We start from the raw sequence: 23,017 nt of genomic DNA, 5'->3' as shown, positions 1-23,017 counted from the left end.
GACCTTGTCCCTGTGAGAGTAGGACGTCGCCAAGCAAAAACCTAAGTCGTTTCGACTTAGGTTTTTTTGTGTTTATTTTTATTTACCAAATGTCATAATCCATAAATTTAATAACGCCAAAGATGAAAAAAGAATGAAATAGAGGCTGTTTAAAATAATGGCAATGATTTTTTGTGCTCCTAATTTCCGAATGCTCCTAAAATAATACCTAAGATAGGAAGTATTATTTCTATTATAAGTATATATCTAAAATAATGAGAGTAGAAAAAATGGGATGATATAAATAAGTATTCAATAATTACAGCAATTATCGCGATAGAGAAACATAAATAGGATAATAGCACAGTTATTTTTTTCACGGTTATTCCTCCTTAGAAATTAAATGGTTATAATATAAGTTCTATTGATGTATAGAATACAAGAGTATATATACTTTGGTTGAAACATACTGAAGTCAATTAGACATGAAATAGATCTCTAGAAATATATATTCTAATTCCCTTTTCTTCTTGCATATAGTTGCAATTCTTCTTTTGAATATAACTAAAACACGAACGTTATCGATTGCTAATAAAAAAACATTCGATTATTTGTTGACATTGTTTATGAAATATTGTTAATATAGCCATAGAAACAATAATATATAAGACCTCATATAATCGCGGGGATATGGCCTGCAAGTCTCTACCTAACGACCGTTATTCGTTAGACTATGAGGGAAAGTCACTCGGTATTTTTCTATTCACAAGGGATACGTATGCCTGAGTAGAGCGCTTTCTCTCATAGTAAAAGAGAAACTGTTCTATTTCAGGCTTTTTTTATTTGAATCGGGGGGATTCTAATATGAAATCACTAGTTGGAGTCATAATGGGAAGCACGTCAGACTGGGAAACAATGAAATATGCTTGTGACATTTTAGATGAATTAAATATACCGTATGAGAAAAAAGTTGTATCCGCTCATCGGACTCCGGATTATATGTTTGAATATGCAGAGACAGCTCGTGAACGTGGATTAAAAGTTATTATTGCTGGAGCCGGTGGAGCAGCGCATTTACCAGGAATGGTTGCAGCGAAGACGAATCTTCCTGTAATCGGAGTTCCAGTTCAATCAAAAGCGTTAAACGGCTTAGATTCATTATTATCCATCGTCCAAATGCCAGGAGGGGTTCCAGTTGCAACTGTTGCAATTGGTAAGGCTGGTTCAACGAATGCTGGATTACTTGCTGCACAAATACTTGGATCATTTCATGATGATATACATGATGCATTAGAGCTGAGACGAGAGGCTATTGAAAAAGATGTGCGCGAAGGTAGTGAGCTAGTATGACGAGAATCATTTTACCTGGAAAAACAATCGGCATTATTGGAGGCGGCCAGCTAGGAAGAATGATGGCATTGGCAGCTAAGGAGATGGGATATAAAATTGCTGTTTTAGATCCTACAAAACATTCACCATGTGCACAAGTTGCTGATATTGAAATTGTTGCACCATATGACGATTTAAAAGCAATTCAGCATTTAGCGGAGATCAGTGATGTTGTCACATATGAATTTGAGAATATTGATTATAGATGTTTACAATGGCTTGAAAAACATGCTTACTTACCGCAAGGCAGTCAGTTGTTAAGTAAAACACAAAATCGTTTTACAGAAAAGAATGCGATTGAGAAAGCTAGGCTACCAGTAGCAACGTATAGATTAGTTCAAAATCAAGATCAGCTTACTGAAGCAATCACTGAGTTATCATATCCTTCCGTCTTAAAAACGACGACAGGCGGATATGATGGGAAAGGTCAAGTTGTTTTAAGAGGTGAGGCTGACGTTGATAAAGCGCGAGAGCTTGCGAATGCAGCAGAGTGTATTTTAGAGAAATGGGTGCCTTTTGAAAAAGAAGTATCAGTTATTGTGATTCGTAGTGTAAGTGGTGAAACGAAAGTATTTCCGGTAGCGGAAAATATTCATGTAAATAACATTTTGCATGAATCTATCGTTCCAGCCCGCATTACAGAAGAACTTTCTCAAAAAGCAATTGCTTACGCAAAGGTACTTGCGGATGAACTAGAACTTGTGGGAACACTAGCGGTAGAGATGTTTGCTACAGCTGACGGTGAGATTTACATTAATGAATTAGCACCAAGACCTCACAATTCAGGACACTATACACAGGATGCATGTGAAACGAGTCAATTTGGTCAACATATTCGAGCAATCTGTAATTTACCTCTTGGCGAAACAAATTTGTTAAAACCAGTTGTCATGGTAAACATTTTAGGCGAACATATAGAAGGGGTCCTAGGACAAGTGAATAGACTAACCGGGTGCTATTTACACTTGTATGGAAAAGAAGAAGCAAAAGCGCAGCGAAAAATGGGGCATGTTAATATTTTAAATGATAATATTGAAGTCGCTCTAGAAAAAGCGAAGAGTTTGCATATTTGGGACCATCAAGAACAACTGTTGGAGGGAAAAAGATGATTAATCGTTATACACGCCCTGAAATGGGTGCAATTTGGACGGAAGAAAACAAATTTAAGGCATGGTTAGAAGTTGAGATTTTAGCTTGTGAAGCATGGGCTGAGCTTGGCGACATTCCAAAAGAAGATGTTAAAAAAATTCGTGAGCATGCATCATTTGATATTGATCGTATTTATGAAATTGAAAAAGAGACACGTCATGACGTAGTTGCATTCACTCGCGCTGTATCAGAAACACCAGCATTAGGTGAGGAACGTAAATGGGTTCATTACGGTTTAACATCTACAGACGTAGTAGATACAGCGTTATCTTACATCTTAAAACAAGCGAATGAAATCATATTAAAAGACTTAGAAAACTTTGTAAGCATTTTAGCTAACAAAGCGAAAGAGCATAAATACACGATCATGATGGGAAGAACACACGGTGTTCATGCAGAACCAACAACATTTGGTTTAAAACTTGGTCTTTGGTATGAAGAAATGAAACGTAACGTAGAGCGTTTCAAACAAGCTGCTGATACAGTTCGCGTTGGTAAATTATCTGGTGCGGTTGGTACATACGCGAATATTGATCCATTCGTAGAAAAATTTGTTTGTGAAAACTTAGGATTAGAAGCAGCACCAATTTCTACACAAACATTGCAACGTGATCGCCATGCTCATTACATGTCAACACTTGCACTAATCGCAACATCTATTGAAAAGATGGCAGTTGAGATTCGTGGTTTACAAAAGAGTGAAACACGTGAAGTTGAAGAGGCTTTCGCAAAAGGCCAAAAAGGTTCTTCTGCAATGCCACATAAACGTAATCCAATTGGATCTGAAAATATGACTGGTTTAGCTCGTGTTATCCGCGGTTATATGATGACAGCTTACGAGAATGTTCCATTATGGCATGAGCGCGATATTTCTCACTCTTCAGCAGAACGCGTAATTTTACCAGATGCTACAATCGCGTTAAATTACATGTTAAATCGCTTTGGTAATATCGTTAAAAACTTAACTGTATACCCAGAGAATATGAAACGCAATATGACAAGAACATACGGCTTAATTTATTCTCAGCGCGTAATGCTTACATTAATCGACAAAGGTATGGTACGTGAAGAAGCTTATGATATCGTACAGCCTAAAGCGATGGAAGCTTGGGAAACACAAGTACAATTTAAAGAGCTTGTAGAAGCTGATGAGCGTATTACGAGCAAGTTATCACAAGAAGAAATTAATGAATGCTTCAACTATGAGCATCATATGCAACACGTTGATACAATCTTTGAACGCCTTGGGTTAAACGAAGCGTAAAATTTCATATGGCACAGAATAGAGTCATTCTGTGCCATTCTTTATAAAAACATTATTCACATTTTTCAAACTACAGGGGGCTTGCGAAATGCAAAAGCTAGAATTGCTGTATGAAGGTAAGGCAAAAAGAATTTATCGTACAGAATCAGCAGATATGGTTTGGGTAGAGTACAAAGATAGTGCGACTGCTTTCAATGGGGAGAAAAAAGAGACGATTACAGGAAAAGGTCGTTTGAACAATGAGATTACAACTTTATTGTTCAGAAAGTTACAAGAAGTAGGAATAAAAACACATTTTGTAGAGAAGTTATCTGAAACAGAGCAACTTGTTAAAAAAGTGAGTATTATTCCTCTAGAAGTTGTCACAAGAAATGTAATTGCAGGAAGTCTTTCAAAACGATTAGGAATGGAAGAGGGAACTGTACTTGCAGAACCAATCGTAGAATTTTACTTCAAAGATGATGATTTAGGAGATCCGCTTGTAACGGAAGATCATATTCGTGTATTAAACGTTGCATCACCAGAGCAAGTAAGCGTATTACGAGATATGGCTCTACAAATCAATCAAGTGTTGATTGATCATTTCGCAAGCTGTCGTGTAAGATTAGTAGATTTTAAATTAGAGTTTGGTGTAACAGATGAAGGAGAAATCATTTTAGCGGATGAAATTTCACCAGATACTTGCCGTTTATGGGATGAAACGAGCAATGAAAAATTTGATAAAGACGTATTCCGTCGTGACCTTGGAAATTTAACAGAAGCTTATGAAGAGATTTTAAAACGTTTAGGGGGAATTTCACATGTATAAAGTTAAGGTATATGTAACGTTAAGAGAAAGCGTATTAGATCCACAAGGAACAGCAGTAAAAGGGGCACTTCATAGTCTTTCGTTCACAGAAGTACAAGACGTTAGAATCGGAAAATATATGGAATTAACAATTGATAAATCAGTATCTGACCTTGACGCAAAGGTAAAAGAAATGTGTGAAAAACTACTAACAAACGTTGTAATGGAAGACTTCCGTTATGAAGTTGAGGAGGTTGTCGCACAGTGAAATTTGCAGTCATAGTATTCCCAGGTTCGAACTGTGATGTCGATATGTTCCATGCAATTAAAGATGAGCTTGGTGAAGAAGTAGATTACGTTTGGCACGATAGAGAGAATTTAGATGAATATGATGCAATTTTACTACCTGGTGGATTCTCTTACGGTGACTATTTACGTTGTGGTGCTATTTCTCGCTTTGCTAACGCAATGAAAGCAGTGCAAAAAGCTGCTGAGCAAGGAAAACCAATTTTAGGAGTGTGTAATGGATTCCAGATTCTTGTTGAATCAGGATTACTACCAGGAGCACTAATGAGAAACGAAAACTTAAAATTTATGTGTCGCACTGTTCAGTTACGTGTTGAAAATAATGAAACGATGTTTACATCACAATATGAAAAAGATGAAGTAATCAATATTCCAATTGCACATGGTGAAGGGAATTACTATTGTGATGAAGCGACTCTTAAACAATTAGAAGAGAATAATCAAATCGCATTCCGTTATGTAGAAAATCCGAATGGTAGCGTTTCAGATATTGCTGGTATTGTAAATGAAAAGGGAAATGTACTTGGTATGATGCCACACCCAGAGCGTGCTGTAGATGAATTGCTTGGTGGTGCTGAAGGGTTAAAAGTCTTTCAATCTATCTTAAAACAGTGGAGGGAAACATATGTCGTTAATGCTTGAACCAAATCCAACACAAATTAAAGAAGAGCGCATATATGCGGAAATGGGGCTAACAGACGAAGAGTTTGCCATGGTTGAAAAGATTTTAGGCCGTCTGCCAAATTATACAGAAACAGGATTATTCTCTGTTATGTGGTCTGAACATTGTAGTTATAAAAATTCGAAGCCAGTACTTCGTAAATTCCCAACGACGGGTGAGCGCGTTCTGCAAGGACCTGGAGAAGGTGCTGGAATTGTAGACATCGGTGATAATCAAGCGGTTGTATTTAAAATGGAAAGCCATAACCACCCTTCTGCTATTGAACCATATCAAGGAGCAGCAACAGGCGTTGGTGGTATTATTCGTGACGTATTCTCTATGGGAGCACGTCCAGTAGCTCTATTAAACTCACTTCGCTTCGGTGAATTACAATCACCACGTGTGAAATATTTATTCGAAGAAGTAGTAGCAGGAATCGCAGGATACGGTAACTGCATCGGTATTCCTACTGTTGGCGGCGAAGTACAATTTGATCCATGTTATGAAGGAAATCCACTTGTAAATGCAATGTGCGTAGGTTTAATTAACCATGAAGATATTAAAAAAGGGCAAGCGCACGGTGCTGGTAATACAGTAATGTACGTAGGAGCATCAACTGGTCGTGATGGTATTCACGGTGCAACATTCGCATCTGAAGAGCTATCTGAAAGCTCAGAAGCGAAACGTCCGGCAGTTCAAGTAGGAGATCCATTTATGGAGAAACTTCTTATTGAAGCTTGCTTAGAACTTATTCAGTCGGATGCACTTGTTGGAATTCAAGATATGGGAGCTGCTGGTTTAACGTCATCTTCTGCAGAAATGGCAAGTAAAGCAGGTATGGGTATTGAAATGTACTTAGATGATGTACCACAGCGTGAAACAGGAATGACACCATATGAAATGATGCTATCTGAATCACAAGAGCGTATGTTAATTGTTATAAAAAAAGGTAGAGAGCAAGAAATAGTAGATTTATTTGAGAAGTATGGTCTTGCAGCAGTTACGATGGGGAAAGTAACGGAAGACAAAATGCTTCGCTTATTCCATAAAGGTGAAAAGGTAGCTGAAGTACCAGCAGATGCTCTTGCAGAAGAAGCACCAATTTATCATAAACCATCAAAAGAAGCAGCATACTTTGCTGAGTTCCAGCAGATGAAAATGGAAACACCAAAAGTAGAAAATTATAAAGAAACGTTATTCGCTTTATTACAACAACCGACGATTGCAAGTAAAGAGTGGGTTTATGATCAATATGATTATCAAGTTCGCACAAGCACAGTTGTTACACCAGGTTCAGATGCAGCAGTTGTACGTGTACGCGGTACAGAAAAAGGATTAGCAATGACGACAGATTGTAACTCTCGCTACATTTATTTAGATCCAGAAGTGGGCGGTAAAATTGCAGTAGCAGAGGCAGCACGTAATATCGTATGTTCTGGAGGAGAGCCACTTGCAATTACAGATTGCTTAAACTTCGGTAATCCAGAAAAACCAGAAATCTTCTGGCAAATTGAAAAATCAGTAGATGGTATGAGTGAAGCTTGTCGCACATTACAAACGCCAGTTATCGGCGGAAACGTATCAATGTATAACGAGCGTAGTGGTGAAGCAGTATATCCAACACCGACAGTTGGGATGGTTGGACTTGTACACGATTTAAAACATGTAACAACACAAGAGTTTAAGCAAGCTGGCGATTTAGTTTACGTAATCGGAGAGACGAAAGCTGAGTTTGGTGGAAGTGAATTACAGAAAATGGTCCACGGCAAAATTTTCGGCCAATCACCAAGTATCGATCTAGATGTAGAATTAAAACGCCAAAAACAAGTATTAGAAGCAATTCAAGCTGGCCTTGTTCAATCTGCACATGATGTTGCTGAAGGTGGTTTAGCAGTTGCAATTTCTGAAAGTGCAATTGGTGCTAACGGTTTAGGTGCTAATGTGAAATTAGATGGAGAAGCAACAGCAGCATTATTCTCTGAGTCACAATCTCGCTTCGTTATAACTGTAAAACGTGAAAATAAAGAAGCATTCGAGAAAGTGGTAGAAGCAATTCAAGTTGGAGAAGTAACAAATACAAATGAAGTAACAATTCATAATGAAGAAAATGAAGTATTACTTACAGCAAATGTAGATGAAATGAGAAAGGCTTGGAAAGGGGCAATCCCATGCTTGCTGAAATAAAGGGGTTAAATGAAGAATGTGGCGTTTTCGGAATTTGGGGGCATGAAAATGCAGCACAAGTTTCGTACTACGGATTGCACAGTTTGCAGCACCGTGGTCAAGAAGGCGCAGGCATCGTCGTAAATAATGGGGAAAAAATCATCGGTCACAAGGGGTTAGGTTTAATATCAGAAGTGTTTTCAAGAGGTGAGCTAGAAGGATTAAACGGAAAATCGGCAATTGGGCACGTACGATATGCGACGGCTGGTGGAAGTGAAGTTGCTAATGTTCAACCATTATTATTCCGCTTTTCCGATCATAGTATGGCGTTAGCTCATAACGGAAATTTAATTAACGCAAAAATGCTTCGCCGTGAATTAGAGGCGGAAGGAAGTATTTTCCAAACTAGTTCAGATACAGAAGTACTTTTACATCTCATTAAACGTAGTACGAAAGATTCTTTAATTGAAAGTGTAAAAGAAGCTCTAAATAAAGTGAAAGGTGCGTTCGCATATCTTTTACTAACTGGAAATGAAATGATTGTTGCGCTAGATCCGAATGGATTCCGTCCTCTTTCAATTGGAAAGATGGGGGATGCTTACGTTGTAGCATCAGAAACATGTGCTTTTGATGTAGTAGGTGCAACGTACATTCGTGATGTAGAACCTGGTGAATTACTTATCATCAATGATGAAGGAATTCACGTAGATCGTTTTACAAATGAAGTAGATCATGCAATTTGTAGTATGGAATACATTTACTTTGCACGTCCAGATTCTAATATTGCAGGTATTAACGTTCATGCAGCACGTAAAAACATGGGAAAACGTTTAGCGGCGGAAGCACCTATTGAAGCTGATGTTGTTACTGGTGTACCAGACTCTAGTATTTCAGCAGCAATTGGTTATGCGGAGGCGACAGGCATTCCATATGAGTTAGGACTAATTAAAAATCGTTACGTTGGACGTACGTTTATTCAACCTTCTCAAGAACTGCGAGAGCAAGGGGTTAAGATGAAACTTTCAGCAGTAAGAGGTGTAGTTGAAGGAAAACGAGTTGTTATGATTGACGATTCTATCGTAAGAGGAACAACAAGTAAACGAATTGTTCGTATGCTTCGTGAGGCTGGAGCGACAGAAGTTCATGTAAGAATCGCTTCACCACCTCTTAAGTATCCATGCTTCTATGGCATTGATATTCAAACGAGAAAAGAATTAATTGCAGCAAATAATACGGTAGAAGAAATTCGTGAAATAATCGGAGCAGATTCTTTAACATTTTTAAGCGAAGATGGATTAGTAGATGCAATTGGACGTCCATATGAAGGGAAATATGGCGGTCTATGTATGGCTTACTTCAATGGTGACTATCCAACAGCTCTTTATGATTATGAGCAAGAGCTTTTAGAAAGTATGAAATAAGAAGAAAAAAGCTTCTACTTCCTTTGATGTAGAAGCTAGCTTCTTTCTTAAAACGGCCCGCCCTGGATGGGGAGAAATTAAAAGACGAGGTGTAAATAACGATGGCGAATGCATATAAGCAAGCAGGAGTAGATATTGAAGCTGGATATGAAGCGGTATCTCGCATGAAAAAACACGTACAAACAACAATGAGAAAAGAAGTACTAGGCGGTTTAGGCGGTTTTGGAGGTATGTTTGATCTATCAAAATTTGCATTAGAAGAACCTGTATTAGTATCTGGAACAGATGGCGTGGGAACGAAATTGATGCTCGCTTTTATGGCAGATAAACATGACACAATTGGTATTGATGCAGTAGCAATGTGTGTAAATGATATTGTTGTCCAAGGAGCAGAACCGCTTTTCTTCCTTGATTATATTGCTTGTGGTAAAGCTGAACCTAGTAAAATTGAAAACATCGTCAAAGGTATATCAGAGGGCTGTCGCCAAGCTGGTTGTGCATTAATTGGTGGAGAAACAGCTGAAATGCCAGGGATGTATTCTACGGAAGAATACGATTTAGCTGGTTTTACAGTTGGAATTGTTGATAAAAAGAAAATTGTAACAGGTGAAAAAATTGAAGCTGGTCACGTATTAATTGGCTTAGCATCTAGCGGTATTCATAGTAATGGTTACTCTTTAGTACGAAAAGTGTTACTAGAAGATGGAGAACTATCTTTAGATCGCATTTATGGACGCTTAGAGCTACCTCTTGGTGAAGAATTATTAAAACCAACGAAAATTTATGTCAAACCTATTTTAGAACTATTGAAGAAACATGAAGTATACGGTATGGCACATATTACAGGTGGCGGATTCATTGAAAATATTCCACGTATGTTGCCAGAAGGAATTGGTGCTGAAATTGAGCTAGGAGCTTGGGAAATTCAGCCGATCTTCAGTTTACTTCAAGAAGTTGGGAAACTAGAAGAGAAAGAAATGTTCAATATTTTTAACATGGGTATTGGTATGGTAGTAGCGGTGAAGGAAGAAGATGCAAAAGATGTTGTTCGTCTTCTTGAAGAGCAAGGAGAAACAGCTCGTATTATTGGACGTACTGTACAAGGGGCTGGCGTTACTTTCAATGGGGGCACAGCACTATGAGTAGATTAGCAGTTTTTGCTTCTGGAAGTGGATCTAACTTTCAATCTCTCGTTAATGCGGTAGAAGAAAAAAGATTGGATGCAGAAATTAGTTTATTAGTATGTGATAAACCAGAAGCACGTGCTGTTGGACGGGCACATTATCATCATATTCCGTGTTTCGCCTTTTCAGCGAAAGCATATGAGTCAAAAGAAGTATTTGAAAAAGAAATATTAAAGAAGCTAGAAGAGTATGAAATTGATTATGTTATTTTAGCTGGATATATGCGCTTAATTGGACCGACTTTACTAGGAGCGTACGGTGGGAAGATTATTAATATTCATCCATCACTATTACCGAGTTTTCCAGGGAAAGATGCTGTTGGTCAAGCGTTAGAAGCAGGTGTGAAAGTAACTGGAGTAACGATTCATTATGTAGATGCAGGTATGGATACAGGTCCGATTATTGCACAAGAAGCAGTAGTTGTTTCTGAAGGGGATACGAGAGAAAGCTTACAAAAGAAAATTCAACAAGTTGAACATAAATTATACGTAAATACAGTGAATCAAATTGTTCAGTCTGTGAAAGAACCAACTGTTAACTAACATACAACCAGGGGTGAAGGATAAATGAAAAAGCGTGCATTAGTAAGTGTTTCAGATAAAACAGGAGTAGTAGAATTTGTTAAAGGTTTACTAGAACAAGGGATTGAAGTTATTTCAACAGGTGGTACGAAAAAATTACTAGAAGAAAACGGTTTACAAGTAATCGGTATTTCTGAAGTAACTGGTTTCCCAGAAATTATGGATGGCCGTGTAAAAACATTACATCCAAATATTCATGGTGGTCTATTAGCAGTTCGTGATAATGAAACACATGTAGCGCAAATGAATGAATTAGGCATTCAACCAATTGACTTTGTTGTTGTTAACTTATACCCATTCAAAGAAACGATCGCTAAGCCTGATGTAACATTTGCTGATGCAATTGAAAATATTGATATCGGTGGCCCAACAATGATTCGCTCTGCTGCGAAAAATCATAAATTTGTATCGGTAATTGTAGATCCAGTAGATTACGATGTTGTATTAGCAGAACTGAAAGAGAACGGCGGAGTCAAAGAAGAAACGAAACGTAAATTAGCAGCGAAAGTATTCCGTCATACAGCGGCATATGATGCGTTAATTTCTAACTATTTAACAGAGCAAATGGGTGAAGAAAGTCCAGAAACATTAACGGTGACATTTGAGAAAAAACAAGATTTACGCTATGGAGAAAATCCACATCAAAAAGCAACATTCTATAAAGCGCCATTCGCTGCAACTTCTTCTGTTGCATACGCAGAACAATTACACGGTAAAGAATTATCTTATAACAATATTAACGATGCAGACGCAGCGCTTAGCATCGTAAAAGAATTTACAGAACCAGCAGTAGTAGCGGTAAAACATATGAATCCATGTGGCGTTGGAGTAGGAACTGATATTCACGAAGCATACACTCGTGCTTATGAAGCGGATCCAGTATCAATTTTTGGCGGTATTATTGCAGCTAATCGTGAAATTGATAAAGCTACAGCTGAAAAGTTACATGAAATTTTCTTAGAAATTGTTATCGCACCTTCTTTCTCACAAGAAGCTTTAGAAGTATTGCAAAGTAAGAAAAATTTACGTTTACTAACTGTAAATATTGAAAAGGCAACAAGCGCAAGTAAAAAGCTAACTTCTGTACAAGGTGGACTTCTTGTTCAAGAGGAAGATACGTTATCATTAGATGAAAGTACGATTTCAATTCCAACGAAACGTGAACCATCAGAGCAAGAGTGGAAAGATTTAAAACTAGCTTGGAAAGTTGTAAAGCATGTGAAATCAAATGCAATTGTTTTAGCGAATGATAACATGACAGTTGGTGTAGGTGCGGGACAGATGAACCGTGTAGGTTCTGCAAAAATCGCAATTACACAAGCTGGCGAAAAAGCACAAGGTAGCGCACTTGCATCTGATGCTTTCTTCCCGATGCCAGATACAGTAGAAGAAGCAGCAAAAGCTGGTATTACAGCAATCATTCAACCAGGCGGATCAATCCGTGATGAAGATTCTATTAAAGTGGCAGATAAGTATGGGATTACGATGGTGTTCACTGGCGTACGTCATTTCAAACACTAATAGAGGATGTTTAAAAGGTCCGGTCGAGATAACTGTCGCATGTCGTCGTTGCATTGCCAGTGCGGTACTCATGTAGGAAAGCTACACTCCGTGTCCTCCTGGCAAATGCGCCTCGACCTGCTCGGTTCTCTCGATCCTCCCTTTTAAACTTTTATTGCTATGAAAACAAACTAGGAGCATAGCTTCTAGTTTGTACTTATTTAAGTATTGGGGGATGAAATATGAATGTTTTAGTAATTGGCCGTGGTGGGCGTGAGCATGCTTTAGCTTGGAAATTTGCGCAATCTGAAAAGGTAGAAAAAGTATATGTAGCGCCAGGTAATGAAGGTATGCGAGATGTTGCAACACCAGTTGATATTGATGAGAATGATTTCGATGCATTAGTCTTATTTGCAAAAGAGAAGAATGTTGAATTAACTTTCGTTGGACCCGAAATTCCGCTTATGAACGGAATTGTGGATCGTTTTAAGGAAGAGGGACTTCGTGTATTTGGCCCTAATAAAGCGGCTGCTGTTATTGAAGGTAGTAAAGCTTTTACAAAAGAGCTTATGAAAAAGTATGATATTCCAACTGCGGCATATGAAACTTTTACAGACTATGAAGAAGCAGTAAAGTATATTCAAAAAGTTGGTGCACCGATTGTAATTAAGGCAGATGGTTTAGCTGCTGGTAAAGGTGTAACAGTAGCGATGACGCTTGAAGATGCATTACAAGCTGTGAAAGAAATGCTGCAAGATGTGAAATTCGGTGAGGCAAGCAAGAAGGTCGTTATTGAAGAGTTTCTAGATGGACAAGAATTTTCATTGATGGCATTTGTAAATGGAACAACCGTACATCCGATGGTAATTGCTCAAGATCATAAGCGCGCTTTTGATGGGGATAAGGGTCCAAATACAGGCGGAATGGGTGCATATTCTCCAGTACCACAAATTCCAGAATCAGCAGTTCAAGAAGCGATTCAAACAGTATTACACCCAACTGCCAAGGCGATGATTGCAGAAAATCGTTCGTTTACAGGTATTTTATACGCAGGTCTTATTTTAACAAATGATGGTCCAAAGGTAATTGAATTTAATGCACGCTTTGGCGATCCTGAAACAGAAGTTGTATTACCTCGCTTAGAAAACGATTTAGTTGATGTATGTAACGCTGTATTAGATGAAAGTGAGCTAACATTACAATGGTCAGAGGAAGCAGTAATTGGTGTTGTACTTGCTTCGAAAGGATATCCAGAAGCGTATAAAAAAGGTGACATTATTAAAGGATTAGATGCATTGCAAGATGCAATTGTTTTCCATTCAGGCACAGCGATGAAGCATGGTGATTTTGTAACAAACGGTGGCCGTGTACTATTTGTTGCTTGTAAGGCGAATAGTTTACAAGAAGCGAAAGACAAAGTATATAAAGAAATCGGTAAAATTGAGAGTGATGGTCTATTTTATCGAAGTGATATAGGATATCGTGCAATTGGGCATGAGATGACGAGAAGCTAATATAAAAATCCCGCTGATTTCTCAGCGGGATTTTTTATTCATCTTTATCTTTTTTCAATTTTCCTTTTTGCTTTGCCATTTCTCGAAGCAAATACTCGATGTGTGCATTGACGCTACGAAACTCATCATTCGCCCATTTTTCGATGACTGCGTGTAATTCAGGATCAATACGTAATGGAAAGCTTTTCTTTTTAGCCATAATTATTTACAACCTTTTAATATAGGCTTCCTGTATTAATAACTGGTTGCGCACCTTTATCTGAAACGATGGCAACTAATAAATTGTTCACCATATTTGCTTTACGCTCGTCATCGAGTTCCAGTACGCCTTCTTCATCTAACATATGGATTGAATCTTTCGCCATCTTCACAGCACCTTCAACAATCTCTTTTCTAGCAGCTAATACTGCTTTTGCTTGTTGACGTTGGAGCATTGCATGGGCAATTTCTGTTGCGTAAGCTAAATGCGTTAAACGAGTTTCTAATACTTCTACACCAGCAATTTCAAGGCGTGCTTCTAGCTCACGCTTTAATTCTTCAGAGATTTCTTCAGTGTTTCCTCGTAACGTGATACAAGTTTCATCTTGGAAATTATCATAAGGATATTTTGTTGCAACGTGGCGGATTGCTGTTTCGCTTTGAATTTCTACGAATCGATCGTAATGTTCAACACCAAACATTGCTTTTGCAGAATCAACCACTTTATATACGATAACGGCTGCAATTTCAATTGGATTTCCCTCAATATCATTTACTTTTAATTTCTTACTATTAAAGTTTTCAACACGTAAAGATACAGTTTGACGGAATGCAAACGGAATTGTTAAAAATAAACCGTTTTGACGAATTGTTCCTAAATAGTTACCGAAGAACGTAATAACTTTCGCTTGATTCGGTTGAACGATACCGATACCTGTAGCTAAAACAGATGCTAATATGAGAACTAAAATAGCTATTACAAACATTTCTTGTACAAGGCAAAATACACCGATAGCGGCTAAAACTAAAATTCCAATAACGCCGAGAAATCCATTAACATAAAATACTTGTTTTTCTTTCATATGATCGCCTCCTGATATAAAAATGATATCACTTTTATATCATTCTATGCAAGGGGGTTACACCTAATTTTCTGAATTTTATCGATTGATGTTTTTTATGTATGTTTTAGGGGTGAGAATAAGAATGTATGTTCTGTTTTGTGGTAAAATAAAGAAGACTTAACCGCCCACTGCAGCAGCTAAGTCTCTTTGAGAGCATCTTGCATCGTGACAAATGATTCAAAGCGGTTTTGCCAGGATTAATTCTTCAATCGCTGACTCAATCTCTTTGTCAGAAGTATCATAACTTCCATTTGACTTTGGTTTGTCATGACTGGAAGCTTGATTCACTTCTTCTTTAGCATGTCCTTTTTCAGTAAAATTCATGCTAGGCATTTTAAATGCGCCCATATTCATATATTTTCCAAACTTACATGCTTCAACGATAGGGCAGAAACGAACGATGCCCTCTGCAATTTTCATGGCACCAATCCATAGTAAAACTTTAGACCAAGTGCACCTAGGTTTACGTACGAGTTTAGCTGTACTACAACCGAAGAGGATAAGTCCGAGTGTGATTCGAATTAGAGCACTAATTGTACCGATGTTTTGCTTCATTAGAAAAACACTCCTTTTTGATGAACTTCGAAATAGAAATACTATTTCATTTGTTAGTATTCCGTATAAGTTTTTTGATATGTAATCCAACATTTAACGTTGAAAAAGATGTTGGAATGGGCGTGTGTGTAAGTAGCTTTTTTTGTTATAATGAAAGAATGCATAAAAGGGAGCGCGAAACTTGACTCGCCTTTGTGAACAGATGTAGTAGAAGAACTTCAAAAATCCTAATAAAAACTAACTGCTTTTTTGAGCAGGGATATAGATATGATTAGAAAAAAAGAAAGGGTGTTTTCATGTACGATATTTCCAAATGGAAACATGTATTTAAGCTAGATCCAAATAAGGAGCTAAGCGATGAACATTTAGAAATGATTTGTGAGTCTGGAACGGATGCTGTTATTGTAGGCGGAAGTGATGGTATAACAATTGATAATGTATTACACATGCTAGTTAGCATTCGCAGATATGCAGTTCCTTGTGTGTTAGAGGTTTCTGATGTGGAAGCAATTACACCAGGATTTGATTTTTATTATATCCCAAGCGTTTTAAATAGCCGAAAAGTAGAATGGGTAACAGGTGTTCATCATGAGGCATTGAAAGAATTTGGGGATATTATGGACTGGGACGAAATTTTCATGGAAGGGTATTGTGTTTTAAACCCTGAAGCGAAAGTAGCCCAGCTTACAGATGCGAAATGTGATTTAACAGAAGATGATGTGATTGCATACGCGCGTTTAGCAGACAAGTTATTACGTTTACCGATATTTTATTTAGAATATAGCGGTACGTATGGAGACATTGAACTTGTTAAAAATGTAAAAGCAGAATTGAAACAAGCTAAGCTATATTATGGCGGCGGTATTTCTAATGCAGAACAAGCGAAAGAAATGGCGCAGTATGCTGATACAATAGTTGTTGGAAATATTATTTATGATGATATAAAATCCGCGTTAAAAACAGTTAAAGCAGTAAAAGGAGAGTAGGTGCAGGCGTATATGAGTACGACAGATAGGTTATTAAATGGTTTAAATCCAGAGCAACAAAAAGCAGTACAAACAACGAATGGACCACTTTTATTAATGGCAGGTGCAGGTAGTGGTAAAACACGTGTGTTAACACATCGTATTGCGTATTTACTTGGTGAAAAAGGTGTAGCACCATGGAATGTACTAGCTATTACCTTTACAAATAAAGCAGCTCGTGAAATGCGCGAGCGTATTGATACACTTGTCGGACCAGAAGCAGAAGATATTTGGATTTCTACGTTCCACTCTATGTGTGTACGTATTTTACGACGTGATATCGATCGTATTGGTATTAATCGTAACTTTACAATCTTAGATTCAGGCGATCAGTTGACTGTAGTCAAGAAAATTATGAAAGAGCGCAATATTGATCCGAAAAAATTTGAGCCGCGCTCTATTTTAGCTGGTATTAGTAATGCGAAAAATGAATTGTTATCTGCAGATAAATATGCGAAAAAAATTACAATCGCTGATCCGTATGAAAAATTAACGAGCGATGTATATACAGAATATCAAAAACGTCTTTTGAAAAATAATTCATTAGACTTTGATGATTTAATTATGACAACGATTCAGCTATTTGAACGTGTTCCAGAAGTACTAGAGTTTTATCAGCGTAAGTTCCAATACATTCACGTGGATGAGTATCAAGATACGAACAAAGCGCAGTACCTTCTTGTTAAACATTTAGCAACACGTTTTAAAAATTTATGCGTTGTAGGTGACTCAGATCAGTCTATTTATCGCTGGCGTGGGGCTGACATTTCTAACATTTTGTCATTCGAAAAAGACTATGAGAATGCGCAAGTTATTCTGTTAGAACAAAACTATCGTTCGTCACAAAATATTTTAAATGCAGCGAATGCTGTTATCGAAAAAAATACGAATCGTAAACCGAAGAAATTATGGACAGATAATCAAGTTGGAAGCAAAATCTCGTATTACCGTGCTGCAACGGAAAAAGACGAAGCATATTTTGTTGCGAAAAAAATTCGTGACGATATTCAAATGGGGAAACGAAAATATACTGATTTTGCAGTATTATATCGTACAAATGCCCAGTCTCGTATGGTCGAGGAAATTTTCCTGAAATCTAATATTCCTTACAAAATTGTCGGCGGTACGAAGTTCTACGATCGTAAAGAGATTAAAGACATTTTGGCGTACTTACGTTTAATTGGGAATCCAGATGATGAGATTAGTTTCGCACGTATTATTAACATGCCGAAGCGTGGAATTGGTGCGACTTCTATCGATAAAATTATTAATTACGGTGTACAAAATGGAATTTCATTAACTGCTGTGTTCGATGAGATTGAACATGTTGGAGTAAGTGCGAAAATTACAAAGGCAGTAAAGGAATTCGCAGGTTTATTACACAACTGGGTAAATATGCAAGAGTATTTATCTGTTACAGAATTGGTTGAAGAAGTTATTGAAAAGACAGGCTATCGCGACATGCTGAAAAATGAGCGTACTTTAGAAGCAGAAGGTCGTCTAGAGAACTTAGATGAGTTTTTATCTGTTACGCAAACATTTGAATCTCAAAGCGAAGATAAGAGCCTTGTTGCATTCTTAACAGACTTAGCGCTTGTTGCTGATATTGATCGTGTAGATGAAGATCCAACTGCTGGTGAAGAAGTTATTTTAATGACGATGCACTCAGCAAAAGGATTAGAATTCCCGGTTGTCTTTATTGTTGGTTTAGAGGAAGGGATATTCCCGCATACTCGTTCTCTTATGGAAGAGGATGAAATGCAAGAAGAACGTCGTCTTGCTTATGTAGGTATTACTCGTGCAGAAGAAGAATTATATTTATCCAATGCACAAATGCGTACTTTATTTGGTAGAACAAGTATGAACGCATCATCTCGATTTATTACAGAAATCCCGGCAGAACTAGTGGAATCATTAAATGAAACAGCGCCGAAGCGTGAAACTTCGTTTGGGGCAAAAGGAAGAACGAAAAGTACAACAACAAGTACAACTACAACACGTTCTCGTTCAGCTTTCGTACGTCCTGCAGCTAAGACAACGGGCGGCGAACAAATTGGCTGGGCAGTAGGCGATAAAGCTTCCCACCAAAAATGGGGAGTCGGTACAGTTGTAAGTGTAAAAGGTGAAGGTGATGCAAAAGAATTAGATATTGCGTTCCCAAGCCCAATTGGTGTTAAACGTCTATTAGCAAAATTTGCACCTGTGACGAAACAATAGGAAAGGAATGAGGATATGTCAAAAGAGATAGCAAAAAAACGTATAGAAGAACTACGTGATTTGTTAAATACATTTAACTATCAATATCACGTATTAGACAATCCTTCTGTTTCTGATGCGGAGTATGACCGTAATATGCAGGAGCTTATAAAATTAGAAGCAGAGAACCCAGAGTTTATGAGTGAAGACTCTCCCTCCATTCGCGTTGGGGGGACTGTTCTTGATATATTTGAAAAGGTAACGCATAAATCACCAATGTTAAGTTTAGGAAACGCGTTTAATGAAGGAGATTTGCATGATTTTGATCGAAGAGTACATCAAGGAATTGATGATGCGAATGTAAGATATATATGCGAATTAAAAATTGACGGACTTGCTGTTTCACTTCATTATGAAAAAGGACGCTTCATTCAAGGAGCAACACGTGGTGATGGTATAACGGGTGAAGATATTACCCAAAACTTAAAAACGATTAAAGCTATCCCGCTCCGTTTAAATGAAGAAGTAACGTTAGAAGCACGAGGCGAGGCTTATATGCCGAAGCGTTCATTCGTTAAGTTGAATGAAGAGAAAGAACAAAATGGTGAAGATGTATTTGCGAATCCACGTAATGCGGCAGCAGGATCGATACGTCAACTTGATCCGAAAATTGCAGCGAAGCGTAATTTATCTATGTTTGTGTATGGTCTTGCTAATGTAGAAGAAAAAACAATTCCATCCCATAGTGAATCACTGGATTTCTTAGGTGAGCTTGGATTTAAGACGAATCCAAATCGTCGTACATGTGAAACAATCGAAGATGTAATAGCCTATGTAGAAGAATGGCAAGAAAAACGCCCGCATCTTGATTATGAGATTGATGGAATCGTTATAAAAGTAGACGATGTTGCTCTTCAAGAAAGCTTAGGGACTACAGCAAAGAGTCCAAGATGGGCGATTGCTTATAAATTCCCGGCTGAAGAAGTTGTTACGAGATTAACAGGGATTGAATTAAGTGTCGGCCGCACAGGGGTTGTAACACCAACTGCAGAGCTAGAGCCAGTGCGAGTAGCTGGAACTGTTGTTCGTCGTGCTTCTTTACATAACGAAGATTTAATTCGTGAAAAAGATATTCGAATCGGTGACTACGTTGTTGTGAAAAAAGCTGGAGATATCATTCCTGAAGTTGTGAATGTTATTTTTGATAAGCGTACTGGTGAGGAAGAAGAATATCATATGCCAACGCATTGTCCAGCGTGTGAGAGTGAACTTGTTCGTTTAGAAGAAGAAGTAGCACTTCGATGTATAAATCCGGCTTGTCCAGCTCAAATTCGTGAAGGATTAATTCATTTCGTTTCAAGAAATGCAATGAATATTGATGGACTTGGAGAACGTGTAATTACACAACTTTTTGATGCGGATTATATTCGTACGTTTGCTGATTTATATTCATTGACGAAAGAGCAGTTACTACAGCTAGAACGTTTCGGTGAAAAATCAGCAACAAATTTAGTACAAGCAATTGAGCATTCTAAGGAAAACTCATTAGAGCGGTTATTATTCGGTCTGGGTATTCGTCATGTCGGTGCGAAAGCGGCACGCACATTTGCTGAGCATTTCGAAACGATGGATGAGCTTGTGAAAGCGACGGAAGAAGAACTAAAAACAATTAATGAGATTGGTGAAAAAATGGCTCAATCCGTTGTAACGTATTTCGATAATGAAGACGTATTAGAGCTATTACAACAATTTAAAGAGTATGGCGTGAACATGGCATACAAAGGTATAAAAATTGCTGATTTACAAAATGTTGAATCGTACTTCGCAGGAAAAACTGTTGTCTTAACAGGGAAATTAGAAGTTATGGGCCGCAGTGAAGCGAAGAAGAAAATTGAGGCATTAGGTGGAAAAGTAACAGGAAGTGTTAGTAAAAGTACGGATTTACTTGTTGCTGGTGAAGCTGCTGGTTCGAAGTTAGCACAAGCAGAGAAGCACAATGTTGAAGTTTGGAATGAAGAGAGGTTCTTACAAGAGCTGAATAAGTAAGAGGTGCAAACTTACGATGAAAAAAATAGCGTTAGCGGTATTAAGTCTTAGCCTACTTGTAAGTGGGTGTAGCATGGGTTCTAACAAAGATGAAAAAACAGTTGAGAAATCAGGGAAAGCGAAAGAGCAAGCTGTTATCTCAAAATATTCCATTTCGAATGAATATTATAAGACAACATTTCCATTTGATCCAGGTGGTGCACGTGGTTTAGTTGGACAAAGTTTGAACAATCGTCTAGATATAGATGAATTTGAAACGGGACTAATGCGCATTGCGAAAGAATCATTTAGCACGAAAGATTATTTCTTTAAAGGTGGAAACGTTTTAGACACACAAACGATTCAAATGCTTGTGAAAAGAAAGCGTACAGATGCTGAACAAAAAGAGCTAGAGGGTAAGTTGAAAAAAGATGCGGTTAAATTTCCAAATATAGGGTTGAATCCAGCCTTAGGTGAAGGATCAGAATCGTTAGAAGTAAAAAATACAAAAAATCCAATGTATATCTCAAATATTTTGGAACATGACTATTACTTACAAAATGGTGATAAAAGTACTGAGCCTGATGGTGTTGTAGTTGGATTAGCGATGAATTCGGTTCATTATTACGAGGAAGAGCATGGTTATCCGCGTGAGGCTAAAATCGAGCAAGAAAAAATGTTAGCTGAAGGGAAAAAAATGGCACAAGAAATCTTGAAAGTCATGCAGCAAAAAAGGCCTGGAATAAAAGATGTTCCGGTTACATTTGCAATTTATCGTCAAGGTCCAAAATCTTCACTTGTGCCAGGGAATTTTGTTTCTTATGCTAAGGTAGAAAAAGGTAGTGAAACGGTTGAGGATTGGAAGCCGATTAATGAGAAATACTATTTGTTCCCGTCTGAACAAGCAAAATCGGATAATAAACGTGAAGATCTTGCAAGGGTGTCAAACTTTAAAGCGAAATTAAGTGAGTATTTCCAAGGCGATTATACAGCTGTTATCGGTACTGGAATGTATAGAGATGATGAATTAAAAGAAATGAAGCTCGATATTCCTGTTCAATTCAATGGGGAAGCTGAAGTGATTGGCTTTACACAATATGTAGCGGGACTTGTTATGGAATACTTCCCAAATTATATGAGAGTACAAGTGACAATTAAATCAGTGGAACGTCCAGAAGCAATTATTATACGTGAAGCGAAGCAAGATGAACCACTTGTGAAAATTTTAGATTAAAGATGAAAGCTGTTTCTATAAAGGAACAGCTTTTTTTCTTGAAAAATTTTGTTATAATTTTAAATGTTACAAATAAAGGGGTAAGGGGTAAAATCATGGAAGAACTAAGCTTTCAAGTCATTATTTTATTAATTGCATTCGGGTTTTTAGCTGCTTTTATTGATTCGGTTGTTGGAGGAGGAGGGTTAATTTCGCTTCCTGCACTTATGTTTGTTGGTTTATCACCAGCTTCGGCAATTGCAACGAATAAATTAGCTGCAACGATGGGGACGCTTACGAGTACAATTTATTTTATTCGATCAGGTAAGGTGAATTTTCGAATTGTAGGAAAGTTAATCCCGTTAACTATTATTGGAGCAGTTGCAGGTGCTTTAGTAGTAAAGTTTATTCCGCCTGATATTTTGCGTCCACTAGTACTTGTGATGTTGGTTTTTATTTCCATTTATATTATTGCGAAAAAAGATTGGGGAAGTGCATCTACCTATAAAAAGATGACAAAAGGAAAAACATTAATGTTTTTCTTTGTTATTTTAATGATCGGGTTTTATGATGGATTTTTTGGACCGGGGACAGGATCCTTTTTAATTTTTGCATTTTTATTAATTGGTTTGGATTTTATTCAAGCGGCAGCATCTGGAAAACTTTTGAATTTCGTTAGTAATATCGTATCTTTAATTACTTTTTTATTTTTAGATGTGATTCATTTTGAATACGGTATTATTATGGGGTTATCAATGATTTTTGGTGCTTATTTTGGATCGAAGTTTGCGGTTCAAAAAGGTGTTGGATATGTAAGGACTTTATTTTTGTTAGTTACTATTTTATTAATAGGGAAAAATGTTTTGGAATATACTCATATTTTGTAGATTCATACGTATGTATGAATCTCTTTTTTTTTATTATATTTTAAAAATTTATTAATTTTTAAAATATAAGTCTAGGAATATTTGAATAAATCTAAATTATCGTGTAGAATAATGT

20 protein-coding genes, 1 pseudogene and 1 riboswitch are annotated in these 23,017 nt (G+C 37.4%); of the genes and pseudogenes, 17 read left to right on the top strand and 4 right to left on the bottom strand.

The window, feature by feature from the left end; genetic code table 11:
• Window positions 1-78: 78 nt before the first annotated feature.
• Window positions 79-359 (bottom strand): annotated as a pseudogene (locus tag MRBLBA3_RS07665) (hypothetical protein).
• A 272-nt stretch (window positions 360-631) separates the two neighbouring features.
• A riboswitch (purine riboswitch) is annotated at window positions 632-733 on the top strand.
• 110 nt (window positions 734-843) lie between these two features.
• Between MRBLBA3_RS07665 and purE the strand changes: the two are divergent.
• From purE to purD, 12 genes are all read left to right on the top strand, one after another.
• A complete protein-coding gene (purE, locus tag MRBLBA3_RS07660) occupies window positions 844-1,329 on the top strand; it encodes a 5-(carboxyamino)imidazole ribonucleotide mutase (RefSeq protein WP_000839367.1) in 486 nt (161 codons plus the stop codon).
• The gene (purK, locus tag MRBLBA3_RS07655; RefSeq protein WP_363380521.1) at window positions 1,326-2,477 is read left to right on the top strand and encodes a 5-(carboxyamino)imidazole ribonucleotide synthase; all 1,152 of its coding nucleotides are present in this window, start codon (window positions 1,326-1,328) and stop codon (window positions 2,475-2,477) included. The genes purE and purK overlap by 4 nt, the downstream gene beginning before the upstream one ends.
• Window positions 2,474-3,781, top strand: coding sequence for an adenylosuccinate lyase (purB, locus tag MRBLBA3_RS07650; RefSeq protein WP_000610751.1), 1,308 nt, complete (start codon window positions 2,474-2,476; stop codon window positions 3,779-3,781). The genes purK and purB overlap by 4 nt, the downstream gene beginning before the upstream one ends.
• Window positions 3,782-3,869: 88 nt before the next feature.
• Window positions 3,870-4,589, top strand: a complete 720-nt coding sequence (gene purC / locus MRBLBA3_RS07645) for a phosphoribosylaminoimidazolesuccinocarboxamide synthase (RefSeq protein ID WP_001170543.1) — start codon at window positions 3,870-3,872, stop codon at window positions 4,587-4,589.
• Complete coding sequence (purS, locus tag MRBLBA3_RS07640; RefSeq protein ID WP_000278821.1) at window positions 4,582-4,836, top strand: phosphoribosylformylglycinamidine synthase subunit PurS; 255 nt, start codon at window positions 4,582-4,584, stop codon at window positions 4,834-4,836. The genes purC and purS overlap by 8 nt, the downstream gene beginning before the upstream one ends.
• Window positions 4,833-5,516, top strand: coding sequence for a phosphoribosylformylglycinamidine synthase subunit PurQ (purQ, locus tag MRBLBA3_RS07635; RefSeq protein ID WP_000666771.1), 684 nt, complete (start codon window positions 4,833-4,835; stop codon window positions 5,514-5,516). Before purS ends, purQ begins: the two co-directional genes overlap by 4 nt.
• A complete protein-coding gene (gene purL / locus MRBLBA3_RS07630; RefSeq protein WP_000055548.1) occupies window positions 5,500-7,719 on the top strand; it encodes a phosphoribosylformylglycinamidine synthase II in 2,220 nt (739 codons plus the stop codon). The genes purQ and purL overlap by 17 nt, the downstream gene beginning before the upstream one ends.
• Window positions 7,704-9,119 (top strand): amidophosphoribosyltransferase, encoded by a 1,416-nt coding sequence (purF, locus tag MRBLBA3_RS07625; protein ID WP_000879018.1) that lies wholly within the window; start codon window positions 7,704-7,706, stop codon window positions 9,117-9,119. Before purL ends, purF begins: the two co-directional genes overlap by 16 nt.
• A 101-nt stretch (window positions 9,120-9,220) precedes the next feature.
• Window positions 9,221-10,261, top strand: coding sequence for a phosphoribosylformylglycinamidine cyclo-ligase (gene purM, locus MRBLBA3_RS07620; protein WP_044739844.1), 1,041 nt, complete (start codon window positions 9,221-9,223; stop codon window positions 10,259-10,261).
• A complete protein-coding gene (gene purN, locus MRBLBA3_RS07615; RefSeq protein ID WP_000088585.1) occupies window positions 10,258-10,845 on the top strand; it encodes a phosphoribosylglycinamide formyltransferase in 588 nt (195 codons plus the stop codon). Before purM ends, purN begins: the two co-directional genes overlap by 4 nt.
• A 24-nt stretch (window positions 10,846-10,869) precedes the next feature.
• On the top strand, window positions 10,870-12,405 hold the full coding sequence (gene purH, locus MRBLBA3_RS07610) for a bifunctional phosphoribosylaminoimidazolecarboxamide formyltransferase/IMP cyclohydrolase (RefSeq protein ID WP_044739845.1): 1,536 nt from the start codon (window positions 10,870-10,872) through the stop codon (window positions 12,403-12,405).
• A gap of 221 nt (window positions 12,406-12,626) precedes the next feature.
• Window positions 12,627-13,898, top strand: a complete 1,272-nt coding sequence (purD, locus tag MRBLBA3_RS07605; RefSeq protein ID WP_044739846.1) for a phosphoribosylamine--glycine ligase — start codon at window positions 12,627-12,629, stop codon at window positions 13,896-13,898.
• A 34-nt stretch (window positions 13,899-13,932) separates the two neighbouring features.
• Here the strand turns inward: purD and MRBLBA3_RS07600 are convergent, their stop codons facing one another.
• From MRBLBA3_RS07600 to MRBLBA3_RS07590, 3 genes are all read right to left on the bottom strand, one after another.
• A complete protein-coding gene (locus MRBLBA3_RS07600) occupies window positions 13,933-14,097 on the bottom strand; it encodes a toxin-antitoxin system HicB family antitoxin (protein WP_001085172.1) in 165 nt (54 codons plus the stop codon).
• 16 nt (window positions 14,098-14,113) lie between these two features.
• Window positions 14,114-14,959, bottom strand: coding sequence for an SPFH domain-containing protein (locus MRBLBA3_RS07595; protein ID WP_000660693.1), 846 nt, complete (start codon window positions 14,957-14,959; stop codon window positions 14,114-14,116).
• Window positions 14,960-15,178: 219 nt separating this feature from the next.
• Window positions 15,179-15,556, bottom strand: coding sequence for a YgaP family membrane protein (locus MRBLBA3_RS07590; RefSeq protein WP_000812358.1), 378 nt, complete (start codon window positions 15,554-15,556; stop codon window positions 15,179-15,181).
• A 296-nt stretch (window positions 15,557-15,852) separates the two neighbouring features.
• On the opposite strand from MRBLBA3_RS07590, the gene MRBLBA3_RS07585 reads away from it, so the two are divergent.
• The 5 genes from MRBLBA3_RS07585 (at window position 15,853) to MRBLBA3_RS07565 (ending at window position 22,902) form a co-directional block, all read left to right on the top strand.
• A complete protein-coding gene (locus MRBLBA3_RS07585; protein ID WP_000272111.1) occupies window positions 15,853-16,542 on the top strand; it encodes a heptaprenylglyceryl phosphate synthase in 690 nt (229 codons plus the stop codon).
• A 12-nt stretch (window positions 16,543-16,554) separates the two neighbouring features.
• Window positions 16,555-18,798: a DNA helicase PcrA gene (gene pcrA, locus MRBLBA3_RS07580; RefSeq protein ID WP_002074258.1), complete on the top strand. Its 2,244-nt coding sequence runs from the start codon at window positions 16,555-16,557 to the stop codon at window positions 18,796-18,798.
• A gap of 15 nt (window positions 18,799-18,813) precedes the next feature.
• Window positions 18,814-20,823: an NAD-dependent DNA ligase LigA gene (gene ligA, locus MRBLBA3_RS07575; RefSeq protein WP_363380514.1), complete on the top strand. Its 2,010-nt coding sequence runs from the start codon at window positions 18,814-18,816 to the stop codon at window positions 20,821-20,823.
• A 16-nt stretch (window positions 20,824-20,839) separates the two neighbouring features.
• Window positions 20,840-22,036 (top strand): CamS family sex pheromone protein, encoded by a 1,197-nt coding sequence (locus tag MRBLBA3_RS07570; protein WP_363380511.1) that lies wholly within the window; start codon window positions 20,840-20,842, stop codon window positions 22,034-22,036.
• A gap of 95 nt (window positions 22,037-22,131) precedes the next feature.
• Complete coding sequence (locus tag MRBLBA3_RS07565) at window positions 22,132-22,902, top strand: TSUP family transporter (protein WP_363380508.1); 771 nt, start codon at window positions 22,132-22,134, stop codon at window positions 22,900-22,902.
• Window positions 22,903-23,017 lie beyond the last annotated feature (115 nt).

It is taken from the genome of Bacillus sp. LBA3-1-1.1 (assembly GCF_040676495.1).
Lineage (GTDB): Bacteria > Bacillota > Bacilli > Bacillales > Bacillaceae_G > Bacillus_A > Bacillus_A nitratireducens.
This window is presented reverse-complemented; position numbering and strand designations above follow the sequence as displayed.

Coding starts and splice junctions, on each gene's coding strand:
- purK (WP_363380521.1), top strand. CDS start 1,326: ATGACGAGAATCATTTTACCTGGAAAAACAATCGGCATTATTGGAGGC.
- purC (WP_001170543.1), top strand. CDS start 3,870: ATGCAAAAGCTAGAATTGCTGTATGAAGGTAAGGCAAAAAGAATTTAT.
- pcrA (WP_002074258.1), top strand. CDS start 16,555: ATGAGTACGACAGATAGGTTATTAAATGGTTTAAATCCAGAGCAACAA.
- MRBLBA3_RS07570 (WP_363380511.1), top strand. CDS start 20,840: ATGAAAAAAATAGCGTTAGCGGTATTAAGTCTTAGCCTACTTGTAAGT.
- purS (WP_000278821.1), top strand. CDS start 4,582: ATGTATAAAGTTAAGGTATATGTAACGTTAAGAGAAAGCGTATTAGAT.
- purF (WP_000879018.1), top strand. CDS start 7,704: ATGCTTGCTGAAATAAAGGGGTTAAATGAAGAATGTGGCGTTTTCGGA.
- purL (WP_000055548.1), top strand. CDS start 5,500: ATGTCGTTAATGCTTGAACCAAATCCAACACAAATTAAAGAAGAGCGC.
- purM (WP_044739844.1), top strand. CDS start 9,221: ATGGCGAATGCATATAAGCAAGCAGGAGTAGATATTGAAGCTGGATAT.
- MRBLBA3_RS07590 (WP_000812358.1), bottom strand. CDS start 15,556: ATGAAGCAAAACATCGGTACAATTAGTGCTCTAATTCGAATCACACTC.
- purB (WP_000610751.1), top strand. CDS start 2,474: ATGATTAATCGTTATACACGCCCTGAAATGGGTGCAATTTGGACGGAA.
- purH (WP_044739845.1), top strand. CDS start 10,870: ATGAAAAAGCGTGCATTAGTAAGTGTTTCAGATAAAACAGGAGTAGTA.
- MRBLBA3_RS07595 (WP_000660693.1), bottom strand. CDS start 14,959: ATGAAAGAAAAACAAGTATTTTATGTTAATGGATTTCTCGGCGTTATT.
- purE (WP_000839367.1), top strand. CDS start 844: ATGAAATCACTAGTTGGAGTCATAATGGGAAGCACGTCAGACTGGGAA.
- MRBLBA3_RS07600 (WP_001085172.1), bottom strand. CDS start 14,097: ATGGCTAAAAAGAAAAGCTTTCCATTACGTATTGATCCTGAATTACAC.
- MRBLBA3_RS07565 (WP_363380508.1), top strand. CDS start 22,132: ATGGAAGAACTAAGCTTTCAAGTCATTATTTTATTAATTGCATTCGGG.
- purN (WP_000088585.1), top strand. CDS start 10,258: ATGAGTAGATTAGCAGTTTTTGCTTCTGGAAGTGGATCTAACTTTCAA.
- MRBLBA3_RS07585 (WP_000272111.1), top strand. CDS start 15,853: ATGTACGATATTTCCAAATGGAAACATGTATTTAAGCTAGATCCAAAT.
- ligA (WP_363380514.1), top strand. CDS start 18,814: ATGTCAAAAGAGATAGCAAAAAAACGTATAGAAGAACTACGTGATTTG.
- purD (WP_044739846.1), top strand. CDS start 12,627: ATGAATGTTTTAGTAATTGGCCGTGGTGGGCGTGAGCATGCTTTAGCT.